Genomic DNA, 17,096 nt, shown 5'->3' on the forward strand with positions numbered 1-17,096 from the left:
CTAGGCTGGGATCCATCAGCCCCTGCACGAAAGGGGGCGCCTCATGGCATCCCCGTCGAAGGCGGGCGCGGCACTCTCCGCGCTGCGCGAGGATCTGGCCGGCGACGTGTTCGCCCCGGACGATCCGGGCTACGACGAGGCCCGGACCGTCTTCAACGCGATGATCGACCGCCGGCCCGCGGTGATCGCTCAGTGCGTGAACGAGGACGACGTCGTACGGGCCGTCCGCCTCTCCCGTGAGCTGGACCTGCCGGTCGCGGTGCGCGGCGGTGGTCACAGCGTGGCGGGCATGGCGCTCAACGACGGCGGGTTGGTCGTCGACCTCCGCCACATGCGGGCGGTCACCATCGATCCCGCGGCCGAGGCGGTGCGCGTCGCGGGCGGCGCCACGATGAGCGACCTGGACCGCGCCTGCCAGCCGCACGGCCTCGCCACGACCGGCGGCCGGGCCTCGACCACCGGTGTCGGCGGCTTCGTCCTGGGCGGCGGCAGCGGCTGGCTCGACCGGTGGTGCGGACTCGCCGTCGACAATCTGCTCGGTGTGGAACTGGTCACCGCGGACGGCGAGCGCGTCTACGCGAGCGCCGACGACCACCCGGACCTGTTCTGGGCCCTGCACGGCGGTGGCGGCAACTTCGGCATCGCCACCGCGCTGACGCTGAAGCTGCACGAACTGCCCGAGTTCTCGATCGCCCTGCTGCTGTATCTCCCGGAGTTCGGCCCCGAGGTCACGCGCACCTTCCGCGACGTCATCGCGGCAGGACCGGACGAGGCGTCCGGCGGCGTGCTCTACATCACCGGCCCGCCCGAGGAGTTCGTACCGCCGCACCTGGTCGGCACACTCCTGTGCGGCGCCCTGCTGACGTACGCGGGCGGCGAGGCGGATCTGCGCAAGACGGCCGAGCCGCTGCTGGCGCTGCCGCACGTGACGGAGATCGTCGGGGCGATGCCGTACGCCGATGTCCAGTGCATGATCGACGATCCGCCCGGGATGCGGAACTACTGGTCGGCGGAGTACCTCACCGGCGCGCCCGACGACTTCGTGGACGCGTTCTGCGCCCGCGGGGACGCCCTCCCGGTGCCGACCGGCACCCAGCACGTCCTCTTCCCGCTCGGCGGGGCGATCGCCGACGGGCCACGCGAGTTCCCGGTGCCGTACCGGGACGCGCAGTGGGTCGTGCACCCCTTCGGGATCTGGGAGGACCCGGCGGACGACGAGCGCTGCGTCCAGTGGGTCCGGGACGTACGCGCCGAGGTCCGGCCGTGGAGCACCGGCGCGGTCTACCTCAACTTCATCGGCGACGAGGGCGCGGACCGGGTGGTGGCCGGTGTCGGCACCGAGAACACCCGGCGGCTGTCCGAGGTGAAGCGCCGGTACGACCCGGACAACGTGTTCCGCTTCAACCACAACATCACGCCGGCCTGAGCGCCGTCAGCGTGCGCTCGCCGCCCGGGTCCCCCGCCGTGGCCGGCACCAGGGCGATCTCGTCGAGCCCGGCCTGCGCATAGGCGTCGACACGGGCCCGTACGGCGTCCAGGTCGCCCACCAGTCCGACCGTGCCCGCGGCCGCCGCCGGCAGGGCCCGCACCAGGGTCTCCCGGTCCGCCCCGCTCGCGGCGAGCTCCACGGCCTCCCCGAACCCCGCCTCGGCGAACACCTCGCTGTAGCCCGGCACGGTCAGGTATCCGGCGATGCTGCCCAGCACCTGCGCGAGCGACTCCGGGTCGGGGTCGACGGCCGCCGGCAGCCAGGCGGCGAGCGTGGGCGGCGTACGGCCCGCCTTCCCGGCCGCCGCGTCCAGCGCCGCGCGCAACGCCCGCACCTGCTCCGGGGAGACCACGTCCAGCAGCATCCGGTCGGCGTGCGCGGCGGCCGTGGCGATCGCGCGGGGCCCGAACGCGGCCACCGTCAGCGGACCGCGGGGCGGCGGCAGACGCCTGCGGAAGGGGCTGCCGGGCACGACCGGTTCGCCCGGAGAAGCGTGCAGAAGCCGTCGTACGGCTGCCGCCTGCTCCTCCAGTACGGCGGCGGGCCGCACCCGGGGCCGGTCGTGCACGCCCTCGACCACGCGCTTGCTGGACGTGCCCAGCGCCACCCCTACCGGGCGGCCGACGAGTGCCGCGACCGAGGCGGCGCCCCGGGCCGAGGTGTACGGGTCGCGTACCGACACCGGGACCGGGCCAGCTGTCAGCGCGACCCGTTCGGTGGCCCGCCCGATCGCCGCGGCGAGCACGAACGCGTCCCACGTCGGCCCTTCCCCGGCCCACACCTCCCGGTATCCGAGCCGGTCGGCGGCCGTCGCCACCCGGAGCGGCTCCTCGACCGGACTGTCGTCCTCCCGTGCCACGGCAACCACGCTGAAGTCCATGCACCGGCCGCTACCCCGCCGCGGCGCCGGGCATGCCTCGGGTAGCGTCCGGCTCATGGACAGCGCTACGAACAGCGGCTTCGACACCCAGGGCGCCGGGATCACCGTGCAGCGCGCGCTGGAGCTGCCCGGTCTGCGCAGCGGGCTCCCGGAGATTCTCGCGGGCGCGGACCGGCTGGACCGTACCGTGCGCTGGGTGCACGCGGGCGAGGTCCCGCACATCGCTTCCCTGCTGAAGGGCGGCGAGCTGCTGCTGACCACGGGCTACGGTCTCGGCACCCGTCCGGCCGAACAGCGCGCGTTCGTCCGCACCCTGGCCGAGCGCGGCATCGCGGCCCTGGTCGTCGAGCTGGGCCCGCGTTTCGCCCGGCTCCCCGCCGCCCTGGTCGACACCGCACGCGCGACCGGTCTTCCGCTCGTCCAGCTGCACCGCGAGGTGCCGTTCGTGGCGGTCACCGAGGAGATCCACACCGAGATCGTCAACGGGCACTACGCGCTGCTCCAGCGCGCGGAGGAGGTGCACCGCCGCTGCACGGAGGCCCTGCTGGGCGGCGGCGGTGTCCCGCAGGCCCTCGGCATCCTGGCCGACTTCAGCGGCAACCCGGTCTTCCTGGAGACGACGGACGGCCGGCTCCTGTACGCCGCCGGGGAGGGCCCCGAGGGCGCCGACCCGCTCCAGGTCTGGGAAGGGTTGCGCGGCCAGCACAAGGACGCACCGACGTCCGGCTCGGTCCTCGTGGACGTGCCCGGGGGCGGGCCCGGCGCGGGTTCGGTACGGGCGCGGCTGGTCCTGCTTCCGGTACGGGCACCACTGGCACCCGTGCACCGCATGGCGGCCGAGCGCGCGGCGGGCATCCTGGCCGTCGTCCTGATGCAGGCCCGCCAGGAGGAGGAACTCGCGGCCCGCGGACGCGGCGACTTCCTGACCGACCTCGCCGAGGGCCGCATCACCTCGCAGGACGCACCGGCACAGGCGCGCGTGCTGGGCTTCAGGCCGGGGACGGGCCCGCTGCTGCCCGTGGTGATGCGCCTGGGCGACACGCTCTCCACCGCTGGGGGAGGCTGGGCGGTGCTGGCCCGGGCGGTCTCCGAGGAGCTGGCCTCGCTCGGTGTGCCCGTCCTGCTCGGCGTACGGCCCGTCGAGGGCCGTGTGCTCGTCCTGCTCGGTCTGCGCTCGGAGGCGGAGCGGTCGGCGGTGGCGGACCGGGTCGCGGCAGCGCTGCGGGCGGGCGTGGAACGGGCCGGGATGCAACGCCCGGGCGGCCCGCCGCCGGTCGTGGTCGTCGGAGTCGCCGGCAGCTGGGCGGCGGCCTCCGCGGGCCTGCGGCACGCGGCCGAGGCGGCGACCGCGGCGCAGGGTCTGTCGGACCGCCCCTGGTACGACGCCCGCCGCCTCGACATCGACCTGCTCCTGTGGCGGCTGCGCGACCACCCGGACCTGGCGGCGTTCGTGGACCGCGCCATCGGCCCGCTGCGCACCCACGACGACCGCTCCAAGCCGCCGCTGCTGCCCACCCTGCAGACCTACCTGGCGCACGCGGGCCGCAAGGCGGAGACGGCCCGCGAACTCCACCTCAACCGGCAGACGCTCTACAACCGCCTCGCCCGCATCGGTGAGTTGCTCGGCACGGACCTCGACGACCCGCAGACGGTACTGGCGTTGAGCCTGGCACTACGGGCCCGTCGGCACGTGCCCTAGCCCGGTGCGGGCGGGCTGTCAGATGAGCGGCCGGGGCTGGGTCAACTCGTCGTAGACACTGAGCACTTGCGCGACGGTCTCGTCCTCGGTCGGCCAGGTCGCCGCCTGCCGCGCCCCCCGCTCCTTGAGCAGCTCCCGGCGCTCGGGATCCCCGAGCAGCCGTACGACGGCCTCGGCGAGCGCCTCCGGGTCACCGTACGGGACGAGTTCGGCCGCGTCGCCGACGAGTTCGGGGATGCCGCCGACCTCGGTCGCGACGAGCGGCACGCGCGCGTGGAAGGCCTCCTGGGCCAGGAGCGAGCGCGCCTCCCAGCGGCTGGGCAGGAGCGCGAGATCGGCGGCGGCGAGCAGTTCGGAGATGTCGTCGCGCCGCCCGATCAGCCGCACGGGCAGGCCCTCGTCCTCGATACGGCTCTGAAGGACGGCCCGCAGCGGGCCCTCCCCCGCGATGACGACCTGCGGCACGGGGTCGAGAAGGCGCCACGCGCGTGTGGCGTCCAGCAACGTCTCGTAGCCCCGGTGCCGGTCCAGGGAACCGACCGCCATCAGCAACGGGCGCCCGGTGGCTCCGAGTTCGGCCCGCACCTTGGGTCGCAGCCGGTCGGGATCCTCCTGCTCGGCGACTCCGCGCGGCCCGGGCAGGGCGACGGCGGCGAGGCGCGCGTCCCGGGCACCGGTCCCGCGCGCCCGGTCCACGAGCGCCGAGGTGGACCCGAGCACCACGGAGGCGGCCTTCACGACCCGGCGTTCGAGGAGGCGCACGAAATGGGCCCGCGCACCCTCGGCGTACGCCCGGTCGTGCCAGGTGACGACGAGCGGAGTGCGCCGCCCGCTGAGCGCCAGCACCGCGCGGAACGAGGCGTGCAGCCCGTGCGCGTGCACCAGATCCGCGTCCGCGCATGCCGCCCGCAGCACGGCCACGGAGGTGGGGTCGCTGCTGCGCGGCACGTGCACATGCTCGGCACCGGCCCCGGAGAAGTCGTAGGCCCGATCCGCCTCGACGGGGGCGCACACCGTGACCCGCACGCCCCGCGCGACAAGCCCCGAGGTCAGGGAGCGCACATGCGCGCTGCTGCCGGCATTGCCTCCGCCCAGCACCTGCACGGTGCGCAGCGGCGACTGGCCGTGCGGTGAGTGGCTGCTCACGGGGGTCACGTGGCCGGGGCTCCTGGTTCGGGTCGGACGGTCACGAGGAAACGTACAGAAGGTGTCGAGCGGGGGGTGTACCGCGCGCTTCCTACGCGTGATGGCTTCTCTGCCAAGGATGCCAGGACGTACGGGTGTTCCGTGAATGCGGAGAACGGGGGAACGGCGTGTGCGGCGAGTCGGGGTCACTCACAAGAGTGACAGGACGCCTGTGCCGATCTGAAGGTGCCCTCAGCCGACACACGACTCACCGCATCCCCACACACAGCCGCGGCCACCACCGCGGCCACATGCGCAACCAACCCCACCCGTCCGTTGCCCTCGACCACCGCGGCCCCCAGAGCCGCCCCCAACGCATGCGCCCCCGCGTCCCCGATCATCGCTCGCTCACCGAGATCGTCCGGCAATACAGCCCCCGCCGCGCCCACGGCAACCGCGGCCAACTCCGACCGCCCCATCCCCGCCAGCCCGAGCGCCACCACCGCACCCGCCGCCCGACCGGGCCGTACATCCACGAGGTTGACGAAATGCGCGGCCCCGGCGATCACGACACCCGCGAGCACCTTGTCGACGACCCGCTCCTTCATCAGCGCCCCCGCGACCAGCCCAGCCGCCGATATCCCGAACAACTTGACGGCCCCGCTGGTCACTTCACCGTCCCGCAGCGCGGCCATATGCGCCCGAAACCCCCGTCGATGGTCCCCCGCGACGTCGTCGTACGCCCCGCAGAGCCCTGCGACGGCCACCGCCACCCCCGCGGCGGGCCGCACCCGCCAGGCCCCGAGCGCAGCGGCCAACGCGCTCGCGGGCCCGGCGTACAACTCGACCGTACGGTCGGCGTAGTTCGTCCGCTCCCACCGCTCCCGCCCGCCCGGCGCAGTCGCCCGCAGGGCGGCCATGCCCACGCGCGTCAGAGCAGCGGTGACTCCCAGGGACGTCCCCCTCACGCGTCCGCCCGGGCTGTGGCCAGCAACTCCTCCGCATGCGCGCGAGCCGTTTCCGAGTCCTCCTGTCCGGCGAGCATCCGGGACAGCTCCCGAACTCGTTCCTCGCCCTCCAGGACCTTCACACCGGACCGGGTGACAGACCCGTCGTTCGTCTTCTCGACCAGCAACTGCCGGTCGGCGAAGGCGGCGACCTGAGGCAGATGGGTCACGACGACGACCTGCGCGGTCTTCGCGAGCCGCGCCAGCCGCCGCCCGATCTCGACCGCCGCCTTGCCGCCGACCCCGGCGTCGACCTCGTCGAAGAGATAGGTCGGCACGGGGTCCGTCCCCGCGAACACGACCTCGACGGCCAGCATCACGCGCGAGAGCTCACCGCCGGACGCGCCCTTCGCGATGGGTCGCGCCGGCGCACCGGGATGCGGGGCGAGCAGCAGCTCGACCTCGTCGACACCGGCCGGCCCGTACGCGACCGCACGCCCGCCGACCTCGACACCCTCCGGGTCCTCGGTCTGCCGGATGGCGAAGGACACGCGCGCGTGGGGCATCGCCAGCGAGGCCAGCTCTGCGGTCACCGCGGCGGCAAACCTCTCCGCGGCCTCCGTACGCGCATCCGTCAGCGCCTGCGCCAGCCCGCCCAGTTCGGACCTGAGCGCGTCCCGCTCGGCGGTCAGCTCGTCGATGCGCTCGTCGTCGCCGTCCAGTTCGGTGAGCCTCGCGGCACTCTGCTCGGCCCACGTGAGCACGGCGGCGACGTCCTCGCCGTACTTCCGCGTCAGCGCGGTGAGGGCGGCCCGCCGCTCCTCGACGGCCGACAGCCGCAGCGGATCGGCGTCCAGGTCGTCGGCGTACCCCGCCAGCTCCCCGGCCACATCGCCCAGCAGGATGCCGATCTCCCCGATCCGGTCGGCGAGTGCCGCCAGGGACGGATCGTGGGACCGTACGGCTTCCAGTGCCCGCTGAGCGCCCGCCACGAGCGTTGCGGCATCGATGCCCTCGGGGTCCTCGGGGTTCCCGGCGAGGGCGGCATGAGCGGCCGTGGCGGCCGACGACAGAGCTTCGGCGTGCCCGAGTCGCTCGGCCTCCTCGGCCAGCTCGACGTCCTCTCCCGCCCGAGGCTCCACGCCGGCGATCTCGTCGAGCCCGTACCGCAGGATGTCGGCTTCCTGGGCCCGCTCACGCGCGCGCGTGACGATCTCGTCCAGTTCGACGGAGACGGCCCGCAGCCGCCGGTAGGCCTCGGTGTACTTGGCCAGCGGCACGGTGACGGCATCACCCGCGTACCGGTCGAGCGCCTGCCGCTGCCGGTTCAGCTTGAGCAGCCCCTGCTGATCGGTCTGCCCGTGCACGGCGACCAGCTCGTCGGCGAGCTCGGCGAGCACCCCCACGGGCACGGACCGCCCACCGAGGTGGGCCCGGGACCGCCCTTCGGCGGAAACGGTACGGCTGATCAACAGCGCCCCGTCGTCGAGCTCCGCCCCGGCCTCCTCGGCCCGTACGACGACGGAGTCGCCGGCGGACACCGTGATCCGCCCCTCCACCACCGCCTTCTCGGCCCCGATCCGCACGAGCGCCGCGTCAGCCCGCCCACCGAGCAGCAGCCCCAGGCTGGTGACCACCATGGTCTTGCCCGCACCCGTCTCACCGGTGACAGCGGTGAACCCGGGCGACAACTCGACGACGGCGTCATCGATGACTCCGAGCGACCGTATCCGCATCTCTTCCAGCACGGTGAAGACCTTACGAGGTCGGGACGACGAGATGCGAGGCCCCCTGTCACTCGGGCGAGTGGAGGTTTTCAAGGGGCGCGGGGCTGTATCGATGTGCGGCTCCGCCGCGCGGGCGCGAGCAACGACGAACAACCCGCACCCGCGCACGCTCCGCAACCAGCCCCCACAGACGGCTAGTGCGGTGCCCCCCGCCATCCAGAGACGGGCAACGCGAACTTCGCCACAAGCCGGTCGGTGAAGGACGCATGGTGCAGCCGAGCCAACCGCACCGGCACAGCCCCCCGCCGCACCTCGACCCGCGCCCCCGGCGGCAACTCGAACGTCCGCCGCCCGTCACACCACAACACACCCGGCGGAATGTGAGGCAGCAACTCCACGGCCAGCACCGAGTTCGGCGAGGTCACCAACGGCTTCGCGAACAACGCATGCGCCGAGATCGGCACCATCAGCAGCGCCTCCACCTCGGGCCACACCACCGGCCCACCCGCGGAGAACGCGTAGGCCGTGGACCCGGTGGGCGTGGACAGCACGATCCCGTCACACCCGAAGCCCGTCACCGGCCGCCCGTCGATCTCCAGCACGACCTCGAGCAACTTCTCCGCGCCGGCCTTCTGCACGGCCGCCTCGTTCAGCGCCCAGTCCGTATGGACGATGTCCCCGTTCCGGTGAACGACGACATCGACGGTCATCCGCTCCTCGACCTCGTACGCCTTGGTCACCACCCGGTCGACAACCTTGTCGAGATCGTCCCGCTCGGCCTCCGCGAGGAACCCGACACTGCCCAGGTTGACGCCCAGCATCGGCACCCCGGACGCCCGGGCGAACTCGGCGCCGCGCAGCAGCGTCCCGTCGCCGCCGAGCACGATGAGCAGCTCGCACCCTTCGAGGCACTGCGGAGTCGCTTCCTTGACGAGCTCCACCTCGGGCGGCAGCGGTAGGTCGGCCGCCTCGTACTCCAGGACGCGCACGCCGATCTCCGACTGCATCAGCCCCTTGACGACCAGCTCGGCACTGCGAATGGCCGCCGGCCGCCCGGTGTGGGCGAGCAGGAAAACAGTACGAGCTCGGTTCTGGCTCAACGCGGCCCCTCCGCAACTGCACGGTCGACATCGGCCGGGTCCAGGGCGGGCGCCCCGGCACGCAGCCACAGAAAGTATTCGACATTTCCGGAGGGTCCGGGCAACGGACTGGCCGTGACCCCGTTCACCCCGAGCCCGAGTTCCGCCGCCTTCGCGGCGACACCGCGCACGGCCTCGGCCCGCAGCTGCGTGCTGCGTACCACTCCCCCACTGCCCAGCCGTTCCTTACCCACCTCGAACTGCGGCTTCACCATCATCACCAGATCGGCGTCCGGCTTCACGCACCGCACCAGGGCGGGCAGTACCAGTCCGAGCGGGATGAAGGACAGATCCCCCACGACAAGATCCACTGGTTCCCCATCGATCGCTTCGAGCGTCAACTCGCGTACGTTCGTACGGTCCTTGACGGTGACGCGTTCATCGCTCCGAAGAGACCACGCGAGTTGTCCGTAGCCGACGTCGACGGCGACCACGTGCGCCGCCCCCGCCCGCAGCAACACATCGGTGAAACCGCCGGTGGAGGCCCCGGCGTCCAGTGCCCGCCGCCCCTCCAGCACAAGCCCCTGCGGCACGAACACCTGAAGGGCGCCCGCGAGCTTGTGCCCACCCCGGGACACGTAGCCGGGATCGCTGTCGTCGCTCTGCACCACGATCGCGGCCGCGGTCTCCACCTGGGTGGCGGACTTGGTCGCGACGGTCTTGCCGACGGTGACCCGCCCGGCCGCGATCAGCTGGCCGGCATGCTCACGCGAGCGCGCCAGCTTCCGGCGGACCAGCTCCGCGTCCAGACGGTTGCGTGCGACTCCTGCCACGTTCGGTTCAGCTCCTAGTGCCATACGAGGGTGAGGGCGCCGGAGGTCCCGGGCGGGCGTCGAGCGCGGTGAGCGCGTCGCGCAGCCCCCGGTGTACATCCTCGTACACCTCGATGTGTCCGTCCGTGGCGAGGTGGTCGGCGTCGCCCAGCCGCTCCAGCTGAGCGTCCACCTCGGCGTTGCCGGTGGGAGTGCGAGGGACGTGCAGAGGGGCGGGGGCAGCCGGGTCGTACCCGGCGGGTTCGACCGGGCCCTCTTGTGAAGGCTCTGGAACTGCGTCGCTCATGCCCAGACGCTACCGCGAACCGCTGGGGTACCGTCGATCGCGATGGCCACGATCGAGGAGTGCCGCGCCGCACTCGAAAAGCTCTCCGACAACATGCAGAACGCCGAGGGGGACGCCGCCACGGCGGCGTCCATGGACCGCTCGGTGAGCTGCCGTATCACCGATCTCGACGTCACCTTCGTCGGCCGGATGACCGGCGGCCGGATCGTGGTGCACGACACCCTGCAGGGCCCTCCGAAGGAGAAGGCCCAGATCAGGCTCACCATGTCCGGTGACGACCTGGTGGCCCTGGTGAACGGCGAGCTGAACTTCGCCAAGGCCTGGGGCTCGGGCCGGGTGAAGCTGGAGGCGGGCCTGAGGGACCTGTTCCAGCTCAGGAAGCTTCTGTAGCGGCCTCCACGCGCACGCGTGCCTTGCGCGCTGCCGGCACCACCAGCGGCGTCCCCGTCTCCGGATCGTCGATCACCTGGCAGCGCAGTCCGAAGACCTCCTCGACCAGTTCGGCCGTGACGATGTCGTTCGGGCGCCCCTCCGCGATGATCTTCCCGCTCTTCAGCGCGATGAGATGCGTGGCGTACCGGGCGGCGTGGTTGAGGTCGTGCAGGACGGCCACCAGCGTGCGGCCCTGCTCCTCGTGCAGCTCGGCGCACAGGTCGAGGACGTCGATCTGGTGCTGGATGTCGAGGTAGGTCGTCGGCTCGTCGAGGAGCAGCAGCGGGGTCTGCTGGGCGAGCGCCATCGCGATCCACACCCGCTGGCGCTGACCGCCGGACAGCTCGTCGACGTACCGCTCGGCGAGTTCCGCGACCCCGGTCTGCCGCATGGACTCCTGTACGACCCGCTCGTCCTCGGTGGACCACTGGCGCAGGATGCCCTGGTGGGGGTAGCGGCCGCGGCCGACCAGGTCGGCGACGGTGATCCCGTCCGGAGCGATCGACGACTGCGGGAGCAGACCCAGAGTGCGGGCGACCTTCTTCGCCGGCATCGACTGGATGACCTGCCCGTCGAGCAGCACCTTGCCCTGGCTGGGCTTGAGCATGCGCGAGAGGGCCCGCAGAAGCGTGGACTTGCCGCACGCGTTGGGGCCGACGATCACCGTGAAGGAGTTGTCGGGTATCTCCACCGACAGCTGCTCGGCGATGACCCGCTGGTCGTAGGCGAGGGTGACGGTGTCGGCGGACAGGCGGTTCACGGTGCTCCTTGGGTTGGTCAGTCCGCTGGTGAGGACGGTCTCGGCGCTCATATCCGGCCCGCCTTGCGCTCGGTGACGAGGAGCCACAGCAGATAGACGCCGCCGAGGACTCCGGTGACCACGCCGACGGGCAGCTGGTCCGCGCCGAAGACCTTCTGCGAGACCCAGTCGGCGGTGACCAGGAGGGTGGCGCCCATGCACAGGGAGGGCACCAGGTTGGGGCCGGGCGAGCGGGTGAGGCGGCGGGCCAGTTGCGGAGCGGTGAGCGCGACGAAGCTGACCGGTCCGGCGGCCGCGGTGGCGGCTGCGGTGAGCAGGACGGCGGCGACCAACAGCAGCAGCCGTACGCGTTCGACACGCACTCCGAGGGCGTTCGACACATCGTCGCCCATCTCCATCATCCTCAGGCCGCGCGCGTTGGCGAGGACGAGCGGGACAAGGACGGCGCACAGCCACAGCAGCGGCCAGACCTGCGTCCAGTCCCGGCCGCTGAGGGAGCCGGTCATCCAGACGACCGCCTGGGCCGCATCGGTGAGGGTCGACCGGGTCAGCAGATAGCCGTTGACCGCCGTGACGATCGCGGAGACACCGATACCGACCAGGACCAGCCGGTATCCGTGCACGCCCTGCTTCCAGGCGAGCAGATAGATGGCGAACCCGGTCACGAGTCCGCCCACCAGCGCGCCCAGGGTGACCTGGGTCGCGCTCCCGGAGAACAGAACGATCATCGTGAGCGCCCCGGCCGTCGCCCCCTGGCTGAGCCCGAGCACGTCCGGACTGCCCAGCGGATTGCGGGAGATGGCCTGGAAGAGGGCGCCCCCGAGCCCGAGCGAGGCGCCGACCAGGAGCCCGACGAGGACCCGCGGCAGCCGCAGCTCGTTGATGATGAACTCCTGCCCAGCGTTGCCGTTCCCGAGCAGCGTCTTCAACACGTCCCCGGCGGGGATCGGGAAGTCGCCGGTGCCGATCAGCACGACGCTCGCGGTGAGGGCGGCAAGGAGGATCAGGCCGACGACGACGGTGGCCCGGACGTCCAGCCGGAGGGAAAGCCCGCCGGGGGTCCTGATGGCACGGTTGGTCCTCACAGCTGCGCCGTCCTCCGCCGTCGTACGAGAAAGATGAAGACCGGCCCGCCGATGATCGCGGTGACGATGCCGACCTGGAGCTCCGCGGGCCGCGCGACGAGGCGCCCGACGACGTCGGAGCCCAGCAGCAGCACGGGCGACAGGATCGTCGCGTACGGCAGGATCCAGCGCAGGTCGGGGCCGGTGAAGGAGCGCACGATGTGCGGCACCATCAGGCCGACGAACACGATCGGTCCGCAGGCGGCGGTCGCGGCCCCGCACAGCACGGTCGCGGAGAGCATGGCCAGCGCCCGGGTGCGGTTGAGGTTGGCGCCGAGCGCCTTGGCGGTGTCGTCGCCCATCTCCATCGCGTTGAGCGGCCGGGCCAGCGCGAGGGCGAGGAGCGAGCCGGCCGCGAGGAACGGCAGCACCTGGAGGATGGTCGAGTTGTTCGCCGAGGACAGCGAACCCACCGTCCAGAACCGCATCTTGTTGAGCGCCTGGTCGTCGGTGATCATCACGGCCTGGAGATAGCCGTACAGCGCCGCGCTGATCGCCGTACCGGCCAGCGCGAGCCTGACCGGGGTGGCACCCCGGCTCCCTCCGAGGAACCAGACCAGGGCGCCCACCGCGGCCGCGCCGAGAAAGGCGAACCAGACATAGCCGCTGAGCGAGGTGACACCGAAGAAGGTGATCGCGGTGACGACCGCGGCGGACGCGCCCGCGTTGATGCCGAGCAGCCCGGGGTCGGCCAGCGGATTGCGGGTGAGCGCCTGCAGCACCGCCCCGGACAGACCGAGCGCGGCACCGGCCAGCAGGCCGAGGACGGTCCGCGACAGCCGGTCGGCCACCACGACGTCACCATAGGTCCCCGTGTCCTGGAACAGGCCGTGCCAGACCTGTTCCACGGACAGCCCTTTCGCCCCGACCGCGATGCTCGCCGTCGCGACGAGCACCAGGATCACGACGGACACGAGGAGCCCAAGGACTCGTATCGCCCGGCGGGTTGGGGGCGCGGGGGCGGTCTCCGCGCGCTGTTCGGGAGGACTGTCGACCAACACGTAGTTAGGTTAGCCTACCCTGCTAAGCAGCCACGATCCCGAGGTCCGAACGTCCCCGGACTCACAGGAACGCCTGCCCGCCGCGACGACTCACAACCCCAGCCTGGCGAGCGCCTTCCCCCCGTCCAGCTCGCACACACCGTCTCCGGCCGCTGTCCAGGCCGCCGCGCACAGCGCCCGCAGCCCGTCCAGGGCCTCGCCGTCACCGTCGAGTTCCAGTCGCTCCTCGCCGGCCTTCGCGCTCCAGCCACCGCACCGGAAGCCTTCTCCCGCCTCGGTGACCTCGGGCTGCCCGGTGAGCATCCCCCGCAGATCGGCGTCCACATAGGTCGGCCGGTGCTGCGGCGGCGCGGCCAGCAACTGGGCGCCGTCGGTGACGCCGGTGAGCACGAGCAGCGAGTCCACCTCGCCGTTGAACGCGCCCTCGATGTCCGTGTCCAGCCGGTCCCCGACCACCAACGGCCGCTTCGCACCGGTCCGCAGGATCGTCTCGCGGTGCATGGGAGGCAACGGCTTGCCCGCGACCTGCGGCTCGGCACCGGTCGCGATCCGCACGACCTCCACCGCGGCTCCGTTGCCCGGTGCGATCCCGCGCCCGCTCGGAATCGTCAGGTCGGTGTTGGACGCGAACCAGGGCACCCCGCGCGCAACGGCATAACTGGCCTCCGCGAACCGCCCCCAGGGCAGGTCCGGCCCACCGAAGCCCTGCACGACCGCCACCGGATCGTCGTCCGCCGACTCCACGGGCTCAAGACCCCGCTCGCGCAGCGCGACCCGCAGCCCCTCTCCACCGATCACGAGCACCCGGGAACCGGCCGGCACCTGCTCGCTGATCAGCCGCGCGACCGCCTGGGCGGAGGTGATGACGTCATCGGCGCCCGTCGGTATCCCCAGCTCGGTGAGGTGCTCGGCCACCGTGTCGGGCGTGCGCAGCGCGTTGTTGGTGACGTAGGCGAGGCGCATGCCCCCCTCGCGCGCGGTGGCGAGCGAGTCGACGGCGTGCGCGATCGCGTTCCCGCCCGCGTACACCACCCCGTCGAGGTCGAGCAGTGCGGTGTCGTACGCCTTGCTCAGGGCCTGTCCATTGCCCTCGGGCCTCGTCCTCACGCCCTGGCTCATTCCGCATCGCTCCTCGTTCGACGGCTTTCCCCCGATCATCCCCCATGCCACCGACACCCGTACGATGCCGGGATGAACACAGCAGGTCACCCGGAAGCAACGGCGCGCCGAGGCCTGGAACTCACCCCGTTCCGAGGCCTGCGCTACGACCCCGACCGGGTCGGCAGCCTGGCCGCCGTGACATCACCGCCGTACGACGTCGTGGTCCGCCCCGACGGCCTGCACCAGCTCCAGTCCAACGACCCGTACAACATCGTCCGGCTGATCCTCCCGCAGGCGACGACACCGGCCGAACGCAACGAGCAGGCAGCCCGCACCCTGCGCGGCTGGCTCTCCGAGGGCATCCTGACCGCCGACCCCGAGCCCGGCCTGTATGTGTACGAACAGCGCGACGGAGCCGGTCTGCTCCAGCGCGGGATCATCGGCACCCTGCTCCTGTCGGAGCCGTCGGAGGGCGTGGTCCTGCCGCACGAGGACGTCATGCCGCACGTCGTCGCCGACCGCGCGGCCCTGATGCGCGCCACCTCGGCGAATCTGGAGCCCCTGCTCCTCACCTACCGCGGCAACGGCGCGGAGTCCGTCACGACGACCGCGATCGAACTCATGGCCGGGCAGCCCCCGCTCCTGGCCACCACCACCGAGGACGGCTACCGCCACCGCCTGTGGTCGATCACCGACCCGGCCGAGATGGCCCGCATCCGCTCGGACCTGGCCCAGCACCAGGCCCTCATCGCCGACGGCCACCACCGCTGGGCGACCTACCGTCGTCTACGCGCGGAGCACCCCTCCCCCAGCCCCTGGGACCACGGCCTGGTCCTCCTCGTGGACACGGCCCGCTACCCCCTTCGCGTCCGCGCCATCCACCGCCTGCTGCACGGCGTCCCGGTGGCCCGGTCCCTGGCGCTCCTCGACGGCCTCTTCCGCGTCCAGCGCCTCGACGTGCCCCTGGCCGAGGCGCTGGACGCCCTCGCCGACTCGGCCTGCGCGGGCAACGCCTTCCTCCTCGCCGGAGACGGCGCCTTCCACCTCGTGGACCGCCCCGACCCGGACCTGCTGTCCCGCACGGTCCCCACGGACCGCCCCACCGCCTGGCGCACCCTGGACGCCACGGTCCTGCACGCCACGCTCCTCGCCCACGTCTGGCACATCCCCGAGGACGACCCCACCCGCATCGCCTACATCCACGACACGGCCGCCACGGTGGAGAAGGCGGAACACGACGGCGGAACAGCCGTCCTGATGCACCCGGTCCGCGAGGAGGTCGTACGCGACCTCGCCCGCCAGGGCGTCACGATGCCCCGGAAGTCGACGTCCTTCGGCCCGAAGCCGGCGTCGGGGCTGGTCCTGCGCGCACTGGACGTATGACGCACAAAGGGGCGGGATCCCGGGATCCCGCCCCTTGTTCACTGCTTCACTGACCGCGTGTGTCAGTCCTTGAGGTCGCCGTCTTCGTCGTCGTCAGCCTCTTCGGCGGCTTCGTCTTCCGCTTCTACGACTTCTACGACCTTCTCGGCGGCCTCGCTGTCGGCCTGCTCCTCAGCCTCGTCGAAGGCGTCGACGAACTCGACCCCGTCCATCTCGGCGAGCCGGTCGGAGGCGTCCGTGCTGCCGTCCTTGTCGGACTCCACGGCCTTGGCGAACCACTCCCGCGCCTCACTCTCCCGACCGGCCGCGAGCAGCGCGTCGGCGTACGCGTACCGCAGCCGAGCAGTCCACGGCTGCACCGAGTTGGAAGCCAGCTCGGGACTCTGCAGCGTCACGATGGCCGCGTCCAGCTGCCCCATGTCACGCCGGGCACCGGCGACGACGAGCCGCATCTCCACCTGCCCGGCCTTGTCGAGCTTGTGCACCTCGGGCGCCCCGGCCATGTCCAGCGCCTTCTCAGGCCGCCCGAGCCCACGCTCGCAGTCGGCCATGACCGGCCACAGCTCCACGTTCCCGGTCATCCGCCGCGCGGCCCGGAACTCGGCGAGCGCCTCGCTGTACTTCTGGCTGGCGTACGCCGCGAACCCGGCCGCCTCTCGTACGGCGGCGACACGCGACGCCAGCCGCAGGGCCACCTTGGAGTAGCCGTAGGCACCCTCGGGGTCTTCGTCGATGAGCCGGGCGACCATCACCAGGTTCTTGGCGACATCCTCCGCGAGCCCCTTCGGCAGGCTCTGGAGCTCCTGCCGTACGTCCTTGTCGATCTCGTCGCCCGTGACGTCCTCGGGGATCGGCAGCCGCTTGATCGGCTCACGATCGCGCTCCCGCTCGTCGCGGAAACGCCCGCCGCCACGGCGGTCGTCGCCACCGCGCCGGTCGTCCCGCCCACGGAACCCGCCGGGCCGCCCACCACGGTCGTCCCTACGGGGCCCACCGCGCCCGCCACGATCGTCACGCCGGTCGCTGTCCCGACGGAAGCCGCCCCGGTCGTCCCGGTTGTCGTCACGCCGGAAGCCGCCACGGTCGCCACGGTTGTCGTCACGTCGGTTGTCGTCACGCCGGTCGTTGTCGCGACGGAAGCCACCACGATCGCCGCGGTCATCACTCCGGCGGTCATCCCGTCGATCGTCACGGCGCTCGTAGCTGCCGCGGTTGTCGTCGCGGCGGAAG

Annotated in this window: 16 protein-coding genes; 4 read left to right on the forward strand and 12 right to left on the reverse strand. The window is 72.3% G+C overall.

From position 1 onward, the window contains the following. Window positions 1–43 precede the first annotated feature (43 nt). Window positions 44–1,426 carry an FAD-binding oxidoreductase gene (locus tag AQJ46_RS48775; RefSeq protein WP_059211810.1) on the forward strand — a complete coding sequence of 461 codons (1,383 nt, stop codon included), beginning with the start codon at window positions 44–46 and terminating at the stop codon, window positions 1,424–1,426. Here the strand turns inward: AQJ46_RS48775 and AQJ46_RS48780 are convergent. Further along, a complete protein-coding gene (locus AQJ46_RS48780; protein ID WP_059211811.1) occupies window positions 1,413–2,369 on the reverse strand; it encodes an LLM class F420-dependent oxidoreductase in 957 nt (318 codons plus the stop codon). The genes AQJ46_RS48775 and AQJ46_RS48780 overlap by 14 nt on opposite strands. 55 nt (window positions 2,370–2,424) lie before the next feature. Here AQJ46_RS48780 and AQJ46_RS48785 point away from each other — a divergent pair, with 55 nt between their 5' ends. Continuing rightward, window positions 2,425–4,068 carry a PucR family transcriptional regulator gene (locus AQJ46_RS48785; RefSeq protein WP_059211812.1) on the forward strand — a complete coding sequence of 548 codons (1,644 nt, stop codon included), beginning with the start codon at window positions 2,425–2,427 and terminating at the stop codon, window positions 4,066–4,068. Window positions 4,069–4,086: 18 nt separating this feature from the next. Here the strand turns inward: AQJ46_RS48785 and AQJ46_RS48790 are convergent, their stop codons facing one another. The 6 genes from AQJ46_RS48790 to AQJ46_RS53560 form a co-directional block, all read right to left on the reverse strand. Next, complete coding sequence (locus AQJ46_RS48790) at window positions 4,087–5,223, reverse strand: glycosyltransferase family 4 protein (RefSeq protein ID WP_059211813.1); 1,137 nt, start codon at window positions 5,221–5,223, stop codon at window positions 4,087–4,089. A gap of 176 nt (window positions 5,224–5,399) precedes the next feature. Further along, window positions 5,400–6,113, reverse strand: a complete 714-nt coding sequence (locus AQJ46_RS48795; RefSeq protein ID WP_059211822.1) for a hypothetical protein — start codon at window positions 6,111–6,113, stop codon at window positions 5,400–5,402. A 44-nt stretch (window positions 6,114–6,157) separates the two neighbouring features. After that, complete coding sequence (gene recN / locus AQJ46_RS48800; protein WP_059211821.1) at window positions 6,158–7,876, reverse strand: DNA repair protein RecN; 1,719 nt, start codon at window positions 7,874–7,876, stop codon at window positions 6,158–6,160. Between the two features lie 185 nt (window positions 7,877–8,061). Continuing rightward, complete coding sequence (locus AQJ46_RS48805; protein ID WP_057614516.1) at window positions 8,062–8,967, reverse strand: NAD kinase; 906 nt, start codon at window positions 8,965–8,967, stop codon at window positions 8,062–8,064. Beyond that, window positions 8,964–9,779 (reverse strand): TlyA family RNA methyltransferase, encoded by an 816-nt coding sequence (locus tag AQJ46_RS48810; RefSeq protein ID WP_059211814.1) that lies wholly within the window; start codon window positions 9,777–9,779, stop codon window positions 8,964–8,966. The genes AQJ46_RS48805 and AQJ46_RS48810 overlap by 4 nt, the downstream gene beginning before the upstream one ends. 7 nt (window positions 9,780–9,786) lie before the next feature. After that, complete coding sequence (locus tag AQJ46_RS53560; RefSeq protein ID WP_079072814.1) at window positions 9,787–10,065, reverse strand: hypothetical protein; 279 nt, start codon at window positions 10,063–10,065, stop codon at window positions 9,787–9,789. A gap of 42 nt (window positions 10,066–10,107) precedes the next feature. Between AQJ46_RS53560 and AQJ46_RS48815 the strand changes: the two genes are divergently transcribed. Further along, window positions 10,108–10,455: an SCP2 sterol-binding domain-containing protein gene (locus AQJ46_RS48815; RefSeq protein ID WP_059211815.1), complete on the forward strand. Its 348-nt coding sequence runs from the start codon at window positions 10,108–10,110 to the stop codon at window positions 10,453–10,455. On the opposite strand, the gene AQJ46_RS48820 is transcribed toward AQJ46_RS48815, so the two are convergent. The 4 genes from AQJ46_RS48820 to AQJ46_RS48835 form a co-directional block, all read right to left on the reverse strand. Beyond that, on the reverse strand, window positions 10,439–11,308 hold the full coding sequence (locus AQJ46_RS48820; RefSeq protein ID WP_059211816.1) for an ABC transporter ATP-binding protein: 870 nt from the start codon (window positions 11,306–11,308) through the stop codon (window positions 10,439–10,441). The two genes, AQJ46_RS48815 and AQJ46_RS48820, sit on opposite strands and share 17 nt — an antisense overlap. Then, on the reverse strand, window positions 11,305–12,342 hold the full coding sequence (locus AQJ46_RS48825; RefSeq protein ID WP_059211817.1) for a FecCD family ABC transporter permease: 1,038 nt from the start codon (window positions 12,340–12,342) through the stop codon (window positions 11,305–11,307). Before AQJ46_RS48825 ends, AQJ46_RS48820 begins: the two co-directional genes overlap by 4 nt. After that, window positions 12,339–13,382: a FecCD family ABC transporter permease gene (locus AQJ46_RS48830; protein WP_057614521.1), complete on the reverse strand. Its 1,044-nt coding sequence runs from the start codon at window positions 13,380–13,382 to the stop codon at window positions 12,339–12,341. Before AQJ46_RS48830 ends, AQJ46_RS48825 begins: the two co-directional genes overlap by 4 nt. Window positions 13,383–13,472: 90 nt before the next feature. Beyond that, the gene (locus AQJ46_RS48835; protein ID WP_059211818.1) at window positions 13,473–14,501 is read right to left on the reverse strand and encodes an HAD hydrolase-like protein; all 1,029 of its coding nucleotides are present in this window, start codon (window positions 14,499–14,501) and stop codon (window positions 13,473–13,475) included. A 72-nt stretch (window positions 14,502–14,573) separates the two neighbouring features. Here AQJ46_RS48835 and AQJ46_RS48840 point away from each other — a divergent pair, with 72 nt between their 5' ends. Continuing rightward, window positions 14,574–15,866 (forward strand): DUF1015 domain-containing protein, encoded by a 1,293-nt coding sequence (locus tag AQJ46_RS48840; protein WP_059211819.1) that lies wholly within the window; start codon window positions 14,574–14,576, stop codon window positions 15,864–15,866. A gap of 62 nt (window positions 15,867–15,928) precedes the next feature. Here the strand turns inward: AQJ46_RS48840 and AQJ46_RS48845 are convergent, their stop codons facing one another. Beyond that, complete coding sequence (locus AQJ46_RS48845) at window positions 15,929–16,723, reverse strand: tetratricopeptide repeat protein (RefSeq protein ID WP_079072818.1); 795 nt, start codon at window positions 16,721–16,723, stop codon at window positions 15,929–15,931. Between the last annotated feature and the right edge of the window lie 373 nt (window positions 16,724–17,096).

The organism is Streptomyces canus (genome assembly GCF_001514145.1).
Classification (GTDB): domain Bacteria; phylum Actinomycetota; class Actinomycetes; order Streptomycetales; family Streptomycetaceae; genus Streptomyces; species Streptomyces canus.